The following is a 14,871-nucleotide window of genomic DNA, read 5'->3' as shown; positions in this document are numbered from 1 at the left end:
TTGACCGATTTTCTTGCGGACGTCCTTGAGCCTTTCTTTGATTGCGTTTAGCCGCTTGCTCTTTTGCACGTGCTTCACGTTCTGCCTTAAAATTACGACTTTTTGGACGATTCGCTGCAACTTGAGACGATGGAGTCGCAACCTTTGTTTCGGAAGGTTTAGACATTTCCCCTTCTTTCTTGCTAGGCGCTTGTTCGACCTTTTCAACCACCTTCTCAAGTCTTTGTTTCACTTCAGAAAATCCTGCGACAATCCGTTGTGCAACTTCCGCTTCTACGCTTGAGGAGTGACTCTTCACCTCAATCCCCAATTCTTTTGCTTTTGCGACAACTTCCTTGCTTTCTTTGCCCAATTCCTTGGCAATCTCGTACAATCTCTTCTTAGACAATATCTTGTCCTCCTGTTCTATTCCATAATAGACCTCATTTTCTTAGTAAATCCAGCATCTGTCACAGCCAACACCTTACGTGGCTTACCGACTGCCGAGCTTAATTCCAGCGTTGAAAACGCGGTAATGACTTCTACCTGATAGGTATGACTTTTATCTGTAATTTTCTTACTTAGATTAGATCCTGCATCGTAGGCTAGAAAGACTAGCTTTGCCTTCTGTTTTTGAATGCTTTCAACGACTAATTCTTCACCTGAAATCAGGCGACTAGCCCGCTGCGCCAATCCGAGTAAATGCAATATTCTCTGCTGATTATTCAAGACCCAATTCTCTCCTTTTGACCTTGTGGTCAACATAAGCAATCAACTCGTCATAAAACTCTACAGCGATCTCCATGCTAAAGGCACGGTCGAATACCCGTTTCCTCTTGGCTTGAGCTGCCTCTGCATTATCCAACTTGATATAGGCACCACGGCCATTTGCCTTTCCGGTCGGGTCAATAAAAACCTGGCCTTCTTTATTTTTCACAATGCGCAGTAAATCACGCTTATCAATAATTTCTCCCGAAACAACCGATTTTCGTAAGGGGATTTTTCTAGCCTTTGCCATAAGTACCTCCCGACGAGCTTATTTTTCTGCTTCTTCTGTTGCGACTGTTTCTGCGACCTCTGCCTCATCATCAAGCGTTGCTTCCATTGCTTCGTACTCTGAAGCAGACTTGATGTCAATACGGAAACCAGTCAAATGGGCTGCCAAACGTACGTTTTGTCCCCGACGGCCAATGGCAAGAGACAGTTTATCATCTGGCACGACAACAGTGGCGTGCTTGCCATCTTCTGTATCAAAGATGACCTGATCCACTTCTGCTGGAGCAAGAGCATTGTAGATAAACTCTGCTTCATCAGGCACCCATTCAATAACATCAATATTTTCTTCAATTGGAATCATGCGGTCGTTTTTGGCATCGTAACGCGCTGGATGGAACTTACTCGTAATTTTCTTAATGTTTGAACCACCGCGACCAACAATCGTTCCGATAGCATCTACATTGGGATTGTGGCTCCGCACCGCAACCTTGGTTCGATCACCTGCTTCACGAGCAACACTCATGATTTCCACCGTTCCATCATAGACTTCTGGAATTTCTTGTTCCATTAGGCGCTTGATCATTTCTGGATGGCTACGGCTAACAAATACATTGACCCCACGCGTATTGTCTTCTACCTTGTATACATAGACTTCAATACGATCATGCGATTGGAAGACCTCCCCTGGAATCTGGTCTTGTTTGGATAATTGTGCTTCAATGTTTCCTAAATTGACATAGATAAATCGATTGTCAAATCGCTCCACTGTCCCAGACATGATTTCTTTTTCATGTGCCTTATAGGTATTGTAAGTAATCGCACGGGTCTGCTTACGCATTTTTTCCATAATCGTTTGCTTGGCAGATTGGGCAGCAACACGACCAAATTCCGCAGGTGATTCTTCAAATTTAATCTTATCCCCTAATTCATAGGCTGAAGAAATAGCCAAGGCATCTTTCAAGCTAATCTCAAGACGACTATCAAAGACCTCATCGACGACCTCACGGACGGTGTAGACCCGAAAATCTCCTTTTTTCTCATCAAACTCAATCGCAGCTGATTCTGATTGGCCATAGCGGCGCTTGTAGGCGGAACGGAGAGACTCCATCACCGCCTCAATGATGTCTTCTTTTTTTATCCCCTTGTCTTCCTCTAAAATACGGAAGGCTTCTAGCATTTCTTTACTCATCTTATTTTCCTTTTTCTCAAAAGGTCCTTTCTGTTAAATTTTTACAGCCAGACGTGCTTTTGCAACTGTCTGATAGGGAATGGTCACTTGTTTTTTCCTTGTTTTATCCATGTACTCAATCACTAATTCCTGACGGTCAAAGGAGAGAAGCGTTCCTTCAAAGACCTTCTGTTTATCAACTGCTTGGTAGAGTTTTACATGAATGTACTGACCAACAGCTTTCTCCACTGCCTCAGCATTTTTTAATGGCCGCTCAAGACCAGGGCTCGTCACTTCCAGCATATACTGTTCGGGAAACGGATCTGGCTGAATCTGATCCAACAGCGGGCTAATCACTTCTGATAACTCAGCTGTATCGTTGAGGGAAATTCCCCCCTCCTTGTCTACAAAAATAGATAGGACATCCTCACCACCCATTTTGCCATACTCCACATCCACTAGCTCAAAGGGTGCCTTGATGTGAGGAGTAATCGCCTGTGTCACAATGTCTACAATCTTTGCCATTTAAAAACCTCCTTTCAGAGACACATCGAAAGGGCTGGTACAAGACCAACCCTCCTCTTCTCTATTTTCTAGTAGTATAGCATAATTTCAAAACCTTGTAAAGCGATAAGGTGCTTGGTTTCTTCTGCCCCCATTCTTTCTTGGCTTAACTCCTAACCAAATTGAATTGTGGTTCTTTCCAAACATTTTTATCAGAAGAGAAAAGAAAAAAGGCGAAGAACAGCAAGCAAAAGAAATCTTTTCTCCAACCTAACCCCTTAGTTGCTCACCATATTTTTAAAATGCTGCTTCTACCCGGTAGATGACTTGACCCTTATTTGAGAACTTTTCTTCATACTCGGTCATCACATTGCCCTCAATATCACTGGCATGTAAATCGAGCCAAACACCTTTTAAGGTCATGCCATATTGGGAAAAGCTGACTAGGCTGTATTCAAAAAGCCCACGATTGTCTGTCTTAAAATGAATCTCACCTTTTTCTGGTAAAATTTCTTTATAGGTATCTAAAAAACTCTTATAAGTCAACCGACGCTTTTCATGGCGCTTTTTCGGCCATGGATCTGAGAAATTTAGATAAAGGCGGGCAATCTCTGCTGCAGCAAAGTAGTTGGTCAAGCTAGAGCCATCTACCTGTAACAACTTGATATTGGGCAAGCCTGCCTCCACCACACGATCCAAAGCATAGCTTAAGACCGTCATCTGAATGTCAATCCCGATATAGTTAATGTCTGGATTCTGCGCTGCCATTCCTGTAATGAAACGCCCCTTTCCAGAACCAACTTCAATGTGAATAGGATTGCTATTGCCAAAAATACTAGCCCATTTCCCTTTACACTCCTCAGGCGTCAAGATGACATACTGAGGATAGGCTAGGAGCATCTCACTAGCTCCTTTACGATTTCTTACTCTCATACTTCCTTATAGTAGCTCTTACGGAAATACCGCAAGGCGTAAATTTCTTTATTTGCTGCTTCCATGTCGTAGCTTTCGACATGTTTTGCAATCTGATTGAGATAGCCTAGCTGACCATACCAGTAAATCTTATTCAAAACAGTTTGATTGTACTTGTAACCATAGCCTCTCAGCCATTCTTCCCACGATTGCCTTGGAATATAATGGGTCAAGACATAGGCAACATCCAGCATTCGATCAGTTACACAAGCTGTCTCCCAGTCTGTCAGATAAATCAAGCCACTCGTTGTCTCAACCCAGTTGGTATGGTGTAAATCCCCATGGACAAAGGTTGCCACTTCCCTACGAAAGGTTGGTAAATGATGTAACAAATCACTGCAAACCGACTGTAGGTAGGTATTTTTTGATAATCTGGCTGGTGCTTCTTGCTGCCACTTACGAACCAAATCCTGTGGCTCTTGATAGGTGTAATTGAGTTGCAAGGCTTGATTGAGTAGCATCTTAGAGTAATGCATACGTACCAAAATTTGCTGAACCTGCTTGCCCCCCATTTCAGATCGAGTGAGGATATGACCATTCAACCATTCCTGCTCAACACGTTGTCCTACCCCTAGCTCCCGATTAGCTGACAGAACGGGAGGGGTAATCTGTTCATGCGCCAAAGCAGAAACAATCGGCGGCATTTCATACTTGACAAAAACGGGCGTCCCATCTGTTCGCATGCCCTTAAATGCTTTGCCACTATTTCCGGCGATTGATTGCAGACGAAGTCCGCTTGTATCAAATTGCATGCCAGTCCTCCTTTAAAAATTCCTTACTATTTTACTAGTTTTCATCTCATTAGTCAATCAATTTCTTTGATTTAACCCCCAGATATAGATGCGTAAGAATCAGTCCTACTCCTGCTAGTATAAAGAGATATACTTTATCTGCTAACACTAGCATTCCCATAAGCAACTGTAGAATGAAAACTAGATACATGATGAATCGAACCGTCCCCTTAAAACTCGAAACTTTCTCCTGCTGACTAACAGGATAAAGGCGGATTAGGTACTGATAATCATAGGCATGGTAAAGGGGTAACAACTGAAAGAGCAAGAGATAGTCAAATAGGAGCGCTAAGCCCGTTGCTAGCCAAGATTCCTGAATGAGAAAAAGACTAGCTATACTCAAGGTTCCTAGGCGAAGACTGAGCCAAAAGAAGTCCCCCGACCGTAAAAAACTCCGAACAAATAGGTAAACCCAAGTCCTATCCTGCCTTTTCTGGACAATAGCTAACAGAGGGTCTAGATACTTGCGCCTTTTGACATCACTACTGATCCCCTTGACATGTGTAAAGAGAGAGTAAAACTGTAAGATTCCCTGTTTGCGCCTAATTTCATACTGGACTGCCCTATCCCAATCCAAGTGTCCCGACTGAGCTAGAAAGCCTGTCTGAAAGACGACCCAGGCGTATTTTCCTGCAGTTAGAATCAAGAGATAGAGCAAGAAGAAAGGCAAAGACCAACCCAATCTCAAATAGATGGGCAAGAGCAAAACCTGCCCTAAAACCTGCACCACTCCCCAGATCAGACTAGCACGCAGGCGTGCGGACTGAATCATCTGGAAAACCTCTCCTTCCTTGGGCAAGAGAAATATCCGATCAGCTGACTCTAGATAAGTCGCTACCCGCCCTGTAAAAAAGAGCAATAGGCTCATCATGACGACTAGGAGATAGACAGGCCAAGGATTTGCCGGAAAATATTCCAAAAGCGAGCGATATTGAAGGGCTAAAAAGCCAAGTAAGACCATTAAGACCAAGACAAAATGGTCGTTTAAAACATAGCGAAGATACTTGAGACAGCGCTGGGTAAAGGCTAACCTGCGCTCATGAAACAGTTCTTTCATACCCCTGCTCCTTCTTTGGTAAGGGCAAGATAGAGGTCATTTAAACTGGCATGCTCCCGACCAAATGCTGCTTGTAGTTCTGCCAAATTTCCCTGCGCCCGCACCTCACCTTGATGCAAAATGACAAACCGATCACACATTTTTTCAGCCGAATCCAAAACATGGGTCGACATCAAAATAGAGGTCCCTTTGGCTTTTTCTTCTTCTAGTAAATGAATTAAATCATCAATCGCTACAGGGTCTAGTCCTAAAAACGGCTCATCAACAATCAGCAGGCTTGGGTTAACCATAAAGGCACAAATAATCATGACTTTCTGCTTCATCCCTTTTGAAAAGTGCACTGGAAACCAGTCCAATTTTTCATCTAAACGGAAGAGTTTGAGCAGTCCTTGCGCCTGTATAAAGGCTTGTTCCCAGTCTAGGCCATATGCCATTGCCACTACTTCCAAATGCTCTTTTAGGGTTAGTTCTTCATAGAGGCTCGGCGTTTCTGGAATAAAACCAATTTTTTTCCGATAGTCTTGGGGATTTGACTGAAGGCTGTCCCCATCAATCAGAATCTGCCCTTGATAGGGCGATAAAAGACCGATAATCTCCTTAATCGTCGTTGATTTCCCTGCACCATTTAGACCGATTAAGCCGACCAATTCTCCGTCAGATACTTGAAAAGAAACGTCCTTTAAAACAGGAATATTCACATAGCCACCTGTCACATTTTTTACTTCTAACATACATTTTTTCCTATAATTTGATATACTTATTATAACAGAATTTTGGAAAAGGAGTTTGCTTTATGTCAGACTGTATTTTTTGTAGCATCGTTGCTGGGGATATTCCCTCATCTACTGTATACGAAGATGAGCATATTCTTGCTTTTTTAGACATCACCCAGGTTACAAAAGGCCATACCTTAGTCATTCCCAAAGAACACTTTCGCAACCTATTAGACATGGGGGAAGAAGCAAGTGCAACATTGTTTGCTAAAATCCCGACCATCGCACAACACCTACAAGAAAAGCTCGGAGCAGCTGGTATCAATCTACTGAGCAATATGGAAGCAGCTGCAGGACAGACCGTTTTCCACACCCATATCCATCTCTTACCTCGCTTTGACGACCAAGATGGATTACACATCTCCTTTGATACCAAGGAGCCTGACTTTTCAGCCCTAGCACAATTAGCAGATCAACTACGCATGGAGGCAAAATGAAACTAGCACACCTAATCGCAGCAGGAACCGCTGCTACCATCACCTATCTAGCGATTAAAAATCGAGAGAAAATCGCACGCGAAACGACAGAAACCATGGATATCATCCATCGTATGCAGGATAGCTATCAGAATATCCAAGACCAGCTCACCCTTATCCAAGGCTATCAACAGCCACTTCAAGAACTGGCTGACGACCTCCAATACAAGCTGCGCGTCTACCAACAATCAATTGCTGGCAATTTGCATGAGATTCAAAAAATACAAGCGAAATAGTAAGACCAAGCAGAAAGACGAATTCAAGCCTCTGCGTCATTTTAAAAACAACAAGCTACTCACATTATCATACGAGTAGCTTGTTTTTATTCTCCATTTATTCAGAAACAATTCGTTTTCTATCTAAAATAAGGTAGTAGACCAAAAAAAGGACACTTGCTGTACCAAAAATTAAATAATTACTTTTTATCCCAAAATAATCTGCAAAAATTCCAGCCAAAAAATCCGATAACATGAAGCTAATTGAAATAAACAAATTATATATTGACCATGATATGACCCTATTGTTTTCCACCGTAGTATTAAATTTAGAATAAAAATGATTATTATAACTGGAATTGAGAACTCTCATCATCAGAAAAATAACAACTTGAACTATCGCGTTCACTTGGAAAAACATAAAAATAGCCAAAAAGGGAAGTAATAAACTTATCTCAAACCGAATGTTCAAGTAACTCCCAAGAGCCATTGCTAAATTGAACAGAAATAATATGATCCCTATAATATCCAACGGAACTCCATGTTCATTTAATAACACAGCCGCATAAGAATTACTAATCATGATTAGAGTTGAAAAGGCGACACCTAGTAAAACAAGGTGCCATGAAATGGATTTGATATACCTATAGGAAAAAACATTATGCTCGCTACTACATTCTTTTCTTATTTCTGGCAACCTCATTAAACTTAACAGACTACAAAACACCAATGTAATAGAAATAACGATCGGATAGGTATAATGTATACGCAGTAGGTAGGGAGATACTATGGTAATCATCGCAACAAAAATGTACTTCATGGTATTAAGATTCCCTAGAAACTTTTTATACTCTGAATCACTATCAATAACCTCAAAGTTATACGAATTAAGTACTCCCGAGGACAGTGATTCCGATAATCCAAAAAATACTGCAGCTAGATACACCATTTTTGAGTTTCCAAACAATAAACAGCTTAACGCTATGATTAAAAATATCATGGAAAGAATCAAAACATTTTTGTAACCAATCTTATTTGAAACATAGCTCAAAGGAATGTCAAAAACCGAGCCGAATAACTCCGTAATAACTGATAAAGTGGCAATCTCCGTAAAAGTAAATCCCACCTGCTTCAATAAAAGAATCCCTACAAAATAGTAAGGTAAACTGGAAAGAAATATATTCATCCAAAACAAGTAATCGTTACTTTTTTTCATAGTTCACAAACCGGATCCCTAAAAAGTTCCGGATCCCTCTCCCTAATCAAATTCACGTAGCAGCCACCTTCACAAATTTTTACCAAACCACAAGATAGACAGTCTCTATTTTTGGTTCTAAATTTCCGAATTCCCTCATAAAGCGAATCATGATACCAAACATCTACTAAATCTTTTTCAAAAGCATTCTGTCTAACTTGATTTACTCCCAAAAAAGCTATACAAGGTACTATATCACCATTAGATAATATTTCCATCTTAGTATATTTTGCACGACAACCATAATACATTTCATCAAAATCAGTAAATTCAATAGAATTGTTAATCAATTCAGGATAAGCAGTAAAAAGATGACAACCTTCCGTTGCAAAATTTAGCTTAGAATTCTTATTTGCTATATATTCTGTAATATATTCATTTAATCTTCTTAAATCAGCTAAACTAAATTTTTTCTTTATTTTAGTATATCCAGTAACTTCTGAATAATTAGCAACAGAAAATCTGTCTATATTGTTTTCTATACAAAAATCAACTAATTCTATCATTTGTTGATCACTTTGCTTTGTATAAACTGTATTTATTCTACATTTCTTATTCACTAACTTTAAGTATTTTACTAATTTTATTTGTCTATCTGGTCTTACTCCCATTAATTCAAAATTTAATTTAGAATCTAGTGTCTGTAGGGAAAGTACTGGCACTATATATTCTGACTTCACAATAATTTCCAAGGTGCTTTTTTTTATTAGTTGTGCATTGGTTGTTATTGTTGTTTTTAACTTAAGTTTATCACATATCAATAATAAGTTATCTATATCAAAGTATCGAGTCGGTTCTCCTCCCAATATAGAAATACTGAGTACCCCATTAGCCTTTGCTTGCAATAAAATTCGTTCCCAATCTTCAGCTGGTCTAGCATTTTTATCTTCTTGACTCGCCAAAAAACAGAAACCACACTTCAAATCACAATACATGCTTGGGTATATAACCAACTCTAATGGAAAACTCAACAGATTGTGTTTTTTCAAAGATAGTATTTGTTCTCTTGCTCTTTGGAAAGTCTCTCTGGGACCCTCTAAGATTGTCATATCCGCAATTTCTGCGTAAATATCTAGAGACATTACTTGTTCTAGTTGTCCTTTTTTTATATCATTTTCGAAAAATGATTTTGCACTATCAAATCCTTGATGTCTTACTAAATATAGAAAACTGGCTTCTAACTCATTTAATTCTAAACGGTTAAAATTTGTTTTATCTATCAATATTCCACCAAATTTTTCTAATCTGAATAGAACATTATCTGAAATAGTTTTCATAAAGTGATACCTTCCTCAAAAGGCAGAGGTTTGTCCCTCTGCCCTGATACGTTAAACAAATGAAACATTTAAGTATTCCAACCATCGCCTTTAGCCATAGCACTGGACTCAAGGACTTTCTCAAGTTCTTTAGACATACCTACTACTCCTTTCTAATTTTGATAATATAATCGTACTATACTCCTAAAAATACAATTAAAAATTCCCCTATCTGCATATTATAGACGTTTAGTTTGCTTTTGTTTCCAACCTCCCACAAGTAAAGATAGGTAGCTAGCCGCTCTCACTTTAGCGAGTTACAGCTGAGAATCCCTTTAGTGGAAAGCCTAGCCCTTTCGAACTTTGTTCACTCTACAACTACCCTTAGGTGTAAACTAAATGAGTATACTACTCAACTAGTGTTTTTTTCAAATGTGCTTCATAAGTCTGTGCCACATGCCTGCTTCCTACTAATTTCATAGCTGCAATACACTTTTTCATCTCAATAATAGCCTTAGTATCACCGTCTTTTTTATACTTGTAAAGATTTTGAGCATATTGGAAAATCAACCGTTCATACATTTCAGTCTCAATGAAAAAACATTGATTTAACTTTGTTTCAAAATATAAAGCATCGATCAATTTCCCCCTTTCAATACATGTTATAAAAGCATTTAGCAACATCGTTGAAACAAGGCGTCTATTGGTTGGTATTTCCTTGTAAAAATCTGAACGTCTAGACATTTCCTTTGCTAACACCATAAAAGTCTCATGCTTTAATACATCCAAAGTATTCATAAATATCAATAGTTCATAACAACCCCAATACTCAACACTGAAAAGATATTCGGACAAATAAGATAAATCATTTTTTGTATAATATCTTTCTCCTGATAAATCTTGTAGTCGAATTTTTAACAAAATAATATTAATTTGTTGAAATTTTCCCCGACCATTCTTTAACTCTATTTGGGAATAAAGAAGTTGTTTCATTCCTTCTACATCGTGAATAGATATCAGGTATCTCATCTTAAACAATATCTCATTTAGCTCATCACGGTGAAAATCATGAACTGCATACATAAATTCATCAATCGGCATATTTATTTCATCTAAAATAGACATAAACTTGGTAATCGTCAAATCTGTCTCTCCTTTCTCAAATCGCGAGAGCTGAGATATTGAGATCCCAGCCTTTGCAACATCTTTCAAGCGTAAACCTCTTGACTCACGAAACTTCTTGAAAATTTCTCCAAAATTTTTCATATTCTCCTCCTTTACGCATATATGGGAATATTTTATATCCACCTACATAATAGCATATACTAAAGAAAAATTAAAGTAAAGTGAGGATTTCCGTATGAAAAAACAAAACCTTTTAGCATTTCTTCTTATCATATTAGAAGGGATTATTGTTATCGGAGTTGGTTAAAAAACCAAGCTGTTTTAGCTTGGTTTTTTATTGTTGAGAAGCGTCCAATCCACTAGCTTCTGTTGAAGTCACTCCCTCCCCGACAGGGGTGGTGACGCCTGACAGATTGGTATAGGCGTTCAGCACTGAAATCGGGGTAGCCGTCGCTGACACTCTAACGTTGGTTTTTAATTCAGTAGAGGTTGGCAAATCAAGCGAAGTCTTAATGATATTTTGAATCTCAAGGAGTTCTTCACTGGTTGGAATTTGATAAGAAAGACCGTCAATCATCTGGCTCTCTCCGACCAGCTGATAGGTTTCAATCGTCTTTAGGGAATCTTTATACCCTAGAAGGGCAGGAAAAGAAGTCGGTGTAATCGACACATTTGTCCGCATATTGTTTGAAATGGCATCTAAGATTGGCTTGTATTGGGTAATCCCGTCCAGATTGAGCAGTTTTTTCACAATCGATTGAATCACTTCACGTTGGCGTTTTTGACGTCCAATATCCCCTTCTGGATCATCGTAACGCATCCGAGAGTAGACAAGGGCTTGATTCCCATTGACATGTTGCTCTCCAGGCTCAACTACTGCTGTATAGGCTGGTTCGTACTCGCTGATTGAAATCGGAAAGCCCAGGGTATTATTCACCGTAATTCCACCTATGGCATCTACCAACTCAATTAGACCATCCATATTAATCTCAACATAGCGGTTGATGTCTATATCTAGCATCTTCTCAACCGTTGCAATCGCCATCGGGGCTTGACCATAACTGTAGGAATGGTTGAGTTTTTCAACCGTTCCATTTGAACTACCATCAGCATTGGCAATTTCTACCATTATATCGCGCGTTAAGCTAACCATGGTTGTTTTTTGGGTTTTGGGATTGACCGTCACCAAGATCATGGAATCGCTCCGCCCTTCTTCCCAATTACCACCACGACTAGCCTTATCCATATCCACCCCCATCAAAAGGACTGTGAGCGGTTCTGTCGCTTCAATAACATGGTCTTCCTCTTGTCCCTCAACCGATTTGAAGGTCTTGGAAAAACTATCTGTCGAATAGTTCAATACCGTCGTTGCATAAAGTGCTCCAGCTCCTACTGTTAGAGCAATAATCGCTAGGAACATGAGAAAAATTTTCTTACCAATACTCATCTATCATCTATCAACTTGCCCATGTAATACAGGTCAAGCCATTCTCCTTCATCTGTTCTTGCACCCCATTTTTGAGTACCTTCTATTTCAAACCCCATCTTTTGATAGAGGGAGACCGCACGATTATTTCGCACTTGAACGGTCAATTCGAGCCGCTTAATAATGCCATAGCTTTTTGCCCATTCGACAACTTCTTCTAAAAGAATGCGCCCAATTCCATGACCCCAATAATCTTTTCGTACAGCAATAAAGACATTCCCAATGTGGCTGATTCGGTATTGACTAGAAGCACGAACAGTGATTGCCCCAATGACCTCATCTCCACAAAAGGCAAGAAGGTGGAGCTGACTTGGACTACCAAGGCTATTTTCAAAAATAGGCGCTAACTCATCTGATGTCAACTGAAAACCAGTCTCACCCATAACGAGAAAGTCTGTTTCTCCTGCCACTTGATTCATGAAAGCAATGAAGGCTCCTGCATGGCGCCTTTCCGCTTCCTCAAAGAAAATCTCTTTTTTCATCTCTACCATGCTCAATCTCCCTTACCAAGGTCTGACTTCGTTGTCCTTGAGGAAGAAGGGATAGCCTACGGGCATCACCCACTTTTTCAATGATAATCCTCAAAAAATCATCTAAAAGCGAAGCATCCAAAAGCTCGCCCCATTCAATCACAGTCACACCATCTCCATAGAGAAAATCATCCAAATCAATCGAATCAGGGTCATCTCCAATCCGATAAACATCTAAGTGGTAGAGGGGCAAGCGTCCCTCATACTCGCGAACAATGGTATAGGTCGGACTTTTAATCATCTGCTTAATCTCAAGACCTTGAGCAATTCCTTTCGTCAAGGTCGTCTTCCCAGCACCCAAGTCTCCGGTCAAAACCAGTACATCGCCTGCCTGTAACGAACGACCAATCACCTGCCCAAGTGCTATCAATTCTTCCTCATTATGACTATACATGCCCCTTATTATACCACAGTCGCTATACTTTGTCATTTTATAATTTATACTCAATAAAAGACTAGGAAACGAAGCCGAAGTAGAACGAGCCTTCACCAAGGCAAGTTGACCAAGTATCCTTTTGATTGTTAAAGAGTATTAGCTTTCCTTTCCCTATCATTCTTTATGACTCACCTCATATTTAGAGCAATCTCCAGAAAAAAGACGGGTAGATCTTATTTGACCCAACCCGCCTATAAATGAAAGACTTCATTAAAGAATAGCCAAGATAATAAAGTTCAGAATGAACAAGGCTGTTGCCCCCCAGAGGATAGGGTGAATGTCTTTTGCCTTACCCGTTGAGACCTTGACCAAGCAATAGAAGATAAAGGCTGCTGCAATTCCGTATGAGATAGAAAAGCAAAGTGCCATGAAGAAGGCTGCAAAGAAAGCTGGTAGCGCATCTTCAAAGTTACTCCAATCCACATCAAGGAATGAAGATACCATCATCACCCCAACAATGATGAGGGCTGGAGCAGTTGCCGCTGCAGGTACAATACCAACAAATGGCAAGATAAGGATTGAGAGCAAGAACAGAACAGCCGTCGTCACCGCAGTCAAACCAGTTCTTCCGCCTGCTGAAATACCAGCAGCAGATTCAACATAAGTCGTTGTATTTGATGTCCCAAAAATCGCACCGATCGAAGTACCAATAGCATCTGCAAAGAGAGCCTTGTCCATCTTTGAGTTGAAACCTTTCCCATTTTCAAGCGCAGCTTCATCTTCTGCTGAGAAGATACCTGTCTTACGCCCTGTTCCAATAAAGGTTCCGAGCGTATCAAAGGTATCCGATAAACTGAAGGCAAAAATAGTCATCAATACCAAAGGCAAACGTTCCGTATCACTAAAGAGTGATGCCATTCCCCCGAAGGCTGCAAGGAAGGTTGTCCCCAATTCTGCAAAGGCACTTCCAATATGATTTTCTGCAAGATTAATAGAAGACAGATCAACTACACCTGCTGGAATACCGGCAAGGGTTGTGACCAAAATCCCAATCAAGATACCACCACGGACATTTTTAATGACGAGGATAGCTGTCAAAATTAAGCCAAAGACCGTCAAAAGAACACTTGGATCTGTAAAAGTTGAAATAGCTGGAACGACCCCTCCGCCTGCTAGGACAGAAAAAACACCATTTGAGAACGTATCTGCTGTTGCTTCTGCAGGTGCCACTCCATTAACAGTAATAATATCAGAACCTGATGTCAAAAAAGTAATCAGATTCGCGTTTTTGAAGCCAAGGTAGGCAACAAAGACCCCGATACCACCTCCGATAGCATGTTGTAAACTAACCGGAATTGCCTTGATAATGCTCTTACGAACCTTGGTCACTGTAATAAAAATATTAAACAAGCCACAGAGGAAAACCATGGCTAATGCCTCCTGCCAACTAAAGCCAAGCCCGATAACTACTGTATAAGTAAAGAAAGCATTTAAGCCCATTCCTGGTGCCAAGGCATAAGGAACATTGGCAAACAAGCCCATGATGAGAGTAGAGACGGTACTTGCAATAATAGTTGCCAAGAATACCGCTTGCGAAGGCATACCTGCAACGCTCAATATGCTTGGGTTAACAAATAAAATATAAGACATGGCAAAGAAGGTTGTCAAACCTGCCATAATCTCCGTTGAAACAGTCGTTCCATGTTCTTTTAGACCAAAAAACTTGTCCATTTTCAAAAATCTCCTTTATTTACGAACGATATACACATTATAAACCAAAAACATTCACTTTTCAACCCTAATGTCTATGAAAATGGTTTCTTTTAAATTAAGATACAAATAAGATGTGAGAGCGTTAAAAGCACAAAGTGAAAATAGGAAATACGACGAAGAAGCGTCAGCTTCTAGGAGG

18 protein-coding genes and 1 pseudogene are annotated in these 14,871 nt (G+C 40.1%); 2 read left to right on the top strand and 17 right to left on the bottom strand.

The window, feature by feature from the left end; all coding sequences use genetic code 11:
- Positions 1-30: 30 nt before the first annotated feature.
- From ACVPON_RS05490 to ACVPON_RS05450, 9 genes and pseudogenes are all read right to left on the bottom strand, one after another.
- Positions 31-388 (bottom strand): annotated as a pseudogene (locus ACVPON_RS05490) (translation initiation factor IF-2 N-terminal domain-containing protein); the annotation flags it as partial.
- 17 nt (positions 389-405) lie between these two features.
- Positions 406-744: a YlxQ-related RNA-binding protein gene (locus tag ACVPON_RS05485; RefSeq protein WP_462876950.1), complete on the bottom strand. Its 339-nt coding sequence runs from the start codon at positions 742-744 to the stop codon at positions 406-408.
- Positions 701-997: an RNase P modulator RnpM gene (rnpM, locus tag ACVPON_RS05480; protein WP_462876948.1), complete on the bottom strand. Its 297-nt coding sequence runs from the start codon at positions 995-997 to the stop codon at positions 701-703. Before rnpM ends, ACVPON_RS05485 begins: the two co-directional genes overlap by 44 nt.
- A gap of 18 nt (positions 998-1,015) precedes the next feature.
- Positions 1,016-2,164: a transcription termination factor NusA gene (gene nusA / locus ACVPON_RS05475; RefSeq protein ID WP_462876946.1), complete on the bottom strand. Its 1,149-nt coding sequence runs from the start codon at positions 2,162-2,164 to the stop codon at positions 1,016-1,018.
- Between the two features lie 33 nt (positions 2,165-2,197).
- A complete protein-coding gene (rimP, locus tag ACVPON_RS05470; RefSeq protein WP_462876944.1) occupies positions 2,198-2,668 on the bottom strand; it encodes a ribosome maturation factor RimP in 471 nt (156 codons plus the stop codon).
- A 276-nt stretch (positions 2,669-2,944) separates the two neighbouring features.
- Positions 2,945-3,580 (bottom strand): tRNA (guanosine(46)-N7)-methyltransferase TrmB, encoded by a 636-nt coding sequence (gene trmB / locus ACVPON_RS05465; RefSeq protein WP_462876942.1) that lies wholly within the window; start codon positions 3,578-3,580, stop codon positions 2,945-2,947.
- Positions 3,577-4,371, bottom strand: coding sequence for a cell cycle regulator CcrZ (gene ccrZ, locus ACVPON_RS05460; RefSeq protein ID WP_462876940.1), 795 nt, complete (start codon positions 4,369-4,371; stop codon positions 3,577-3,579). The genes trmB and ccrZ overlap by 4 nt, the downstream gene beginning before the upstream one ends.
- Positions 4,372-4,420: 49 nt before the next feature.
- On the bottom strand, positions 4,421-5,467 hold the full coding sequence (locus tag ACVPON_RS05455; protein WP_462876939.1) for an ABC transporter permease: 1,047 nt from the start codon (positions 5,465-5,467) through the stop codon (positions 4,421-4,423).
- Positions 5,464-6,198, bottom strand: coding sequence for an ABC transporter ATP-binding protein (locus tag ACVPON_RS05450; RefSeq protein WP_462876936.1), 735 nt, complete (start codon positions 6,196-6,198; stop codon positions 5,464-5,466). Before ACVPON_RS05450 ends, ACVPON_RS05455 begins: the two co-directional genes overlap by 4 nt.
- 62 nt (positions 6,199-6,260) lie before the next feature.
- Between ACVPON_RS05450 and ACVPON_RS05445 the strand changes: the two genes are divergently transcribed.
- Complete coding sequence (locus ACVPON_RS05445) at positions 6,261-6,677, top strand: HIT family protein (protein ID WP_462876934.1); 417 nt, start codon at positions 6,261-6,263, stop codon at positions 6,675-6,677.
- Positions 6,674-6,952 carry a chemotaxis protein gene (locus ACVPON_RS05440; RefSeq protein WP_462876932.1) on the top strand — a complete coding sequence of 93 codons (279 nt, stop codon included), beginning with the start codon at positions 6,674-6,676 and terminating at the stop codon, positions 6,950-6,952. The genes ACVPON_RS05445 and ACVPON_RS05440 overlap by 4 nt, the downstream gene beginning before the upstream one ends.
- Before the next feature lie 97 nt (positions 6,953-7,049).
- Here ACVPON_RS05440 and ACVPON_RS05435 read toward each other — a convergent pair whose 3' ends face one another.
- The 8 genes from ACVPON_RS05435 to ACVPON_RS05400 all read right to left on the bottom strand — a co-directional run bounded on the left by ACVPON_RS05435 (position 7,050) and on the right by ACVPON_RS05400 (position 14,690).
- Positions 7,050-8,147 (bottom strand): MFS transporter, encoded by a 1,098-nt coding sequence (locus ACVPON_RS05435; protein WP_462876930.1) that lies wholly within the window; start codon positions 8,145-8,147, stop codon positions 7,050-7,052.
- Positions 8,144-9,463, bottom strand: a complete 1,320-nt coding sequence (gene kwcM / locus ACVPON_RS05430; protein ID WP_462876928.1) for a KxxxW cyclic peptide radical SAM maturase — start codon at positions 9,461-9,463, stop codon at positions 8,144-8,146. The genes ACVPON_RS05435 and kwcM overlap by 4 nt, the downstream gene beginning before the upstream one ends.
- Positions 9,464-9,531: 68 nt before the next feature.
- On the bottom strand, positions 9,532-9,600 hold the full coding sequence (locus ACVPON_RS05425) for a KxxxW-cyclized peptide pheromone (RefSeq protein WP_462877016.1): 69 nt from the start codon (positions 9,598-9,600) through the stop codon (positions 9,532-9,534).
- A 250-nt stretch (positions 9,601-9,850) separates the two neighbouring features.
- Positions 9,851-10,708 carry a helix-turn-helix domain-containing protein gene (locus ACVPON_RS05420; protein ID WP_462876926.1) on the bottom strand — a complete coding sequence of 286 codons (858 nt, stop codon included), beginning with the start codon at positions 10,706-10,708 and terminating at the stop codon, positions 9,851-9,853.
- A 193-nt stretch (positions 10,709-10,901) separates the two neighbouring features.
- Complete coding sequence (gene lytR / locus ACVPON_RS05415; RefSeq protein WP_462876924.1) at positions 10,902-12,014, bottom strand: glycopolymer--peptidoglycan transferase LytR; 1,113 nt, start codon at positions 12,012-12,014, stop codon at positions 10,902-10,904.
- Entirely contained in the window at positions 12,011-12,535 is a 525-nt protein-coding gene (locus ACVPON_RS05410) for an N-acetyltransferase family protein (protein ID WP_462877014.1), read from the bottom strand. Before ACVPON_RS05410 ends, lytR begins: the two co-directional genes overlap by 4 nt.
- Entirely contained in the window at positions 12,513-12,977 is a 465-nt protein-coding gene (tsaE, locus tag ACVPON_RS05405) for a tRNA (adenosine(37)-N6)-threonylcarbamoyltransferase complex ATPase subunit type 1 TsaE (protein ID WP_462876922.1), read from the bottom strand. Before tsaE ends, ACVPON_RS05410 begins: the two co-directional genes overlap by 23 nt.
- 252 nt (positions 12,978-13,229) lie before the next feature.
- A complete protein-coding gene (locus ACVPON_RS05400) occupies positions 13,230-14,690 on the bottom strand; it encodes an NCS2 family permease (protein ID WP_462876920.1) in 1,461 nt (486 codons plus the stop codon).
- Positions 14,691-14,871 lie beyond the last annotated feature (181 nt).

It is taken from the genome of Streptococcus sp. 1F3 (assembly GCF_054968985.1).
Note: the sequence above shows the minus strand (reverse complement) of the source record. Positions and strands in the feature narration are given on the sequence as shown.

What these genes read in the sequence shown, in the direction of transcription:
- ACVPON_RS05485 (WP_462876950.1), bottom strand. Translation starts at nt 744, where the DNA reads ATGTTGACCACAAGGTCAAAAGGAGAGAATTGGGTCTTGAATAATCAG.
- rnpM (WP_462876948.1), bottom strand. Translation starts at nt 997, where the DNA reads ATGGCAAAGGCTAGAAAAATCCCCTTACGAAAATCGGTTGTTTCGGGA.
- nusA (WP_462876946.1), bottom strand. Translation starts at nt 2,164, where the DNA reads ATGAGTAAAGAAATGCTAGAAGCCTTCCGTATTTTAGAGGAAGACAAG.
- rimP (WP_462876944.1), bottom strand. Translation starts at nt 2,668, where the DNA reads ATGGCAAAGATTGTAGACATTGTGACACAGGCGATTACTCCTCACATC.
- trmB (WP_462876942.1), bottom strand. Translation starts at nt 3,580, where the DNA reads ATGAGAGTAAGAAATCGTAAAGGAGCTAGTGAGATGCTCCTAGCCTAT.
- ccrZ (WP_462876940.1), bottom strand. Translation starts at nt 4,371, where the DNA reads ATGCAATTTGATACAAGCGGACTTCGTCTGCAATCAATCGCCGGAAAT.
- ACVPON_RS05455 (WP_462876939.1), bottom strand. Translation starts at nt 5,467, where the DNA reads ATGAAAGAACTGTTTCATGAGCGCAGGTTAGCCTTTACCCAGCGCTGT.
- ACVPON_RS05450 (WP_462876936.1), bottom strand. Translation starts at nt 6,198, where the DNA reads ATGTTAGAAGTAAAAAATGTGACAGGTGGCTATGTGAATATTCCTGTT.
- ACVPON_RS05445 (WP_462876934.1), top strand. Translation starts at nt 6,261, where the DNA reads ATGTCAGACTGTATTTTTTGTAGCATCGTTGCTGGGGATATTCCCTCA.
- ACVPON_RS05440 (WP_462876932.1), top strand. Translation starts at nt 6,674, where the DNA reads ATGAAACTAGCACACCTAATCGCAGCAGGAACCGCTGCTACCATCACC.
- ACVPON_RS05435 (WP_462876930.1), bottom strand. Translation starts at nt 8,147, where the DNA reads ATGAAAAAAAGTAACGATTACTTGTTTTGGATGAATATATTTCTTTCC.
- kwcM (WP_462876928.1), bottom strand. Translation starts at nt 9,463, where the DNA reads ATGAAAACTATTTCAGATAATGTTCTATTCAGATTAGAAAAATTTGGT.
- ACVPON_RS05420 (WP_462876926.1), bottom strand. Translation starts at nt 10,708, where the DNA reads ATGAAAAATTTTGGAGAAATTTTCAAGAAGTTTCGTGAGTCAAGAGGT.
- lytR (WP_462876924.1), bottom strand. Translation starts at nt 12,014, where the DNA reads ATGAGTATTGGTAAGAAAATTTTTCTCATGTTCCTAGCGATTATTGCT.
- ACVPON_RS05410 (WP_462877014.1), bottom strand. Translation starts at nt 12,535, where the DNA reads ATGAAAAAAGAGATTTTCTTTGAGGAAGCGGAAAGGCGCCATGCAGGA.
- tsaE (WP_462876922.1), bottom strand. Translation starts at nt 12,977, where the DNA reads ATGTATAGTCATAATGAGGAAGAATTGATAGCACTTGGGCAGGTGATT.
- ACVPON_RS05400 (WP_462876920.1), bottom strand. Translation starts at nt 14,690, where the DNA reads ATGGACAAGTTTTTTGGTCTAAAAGAACATGGAACGACTGTTTCAACG.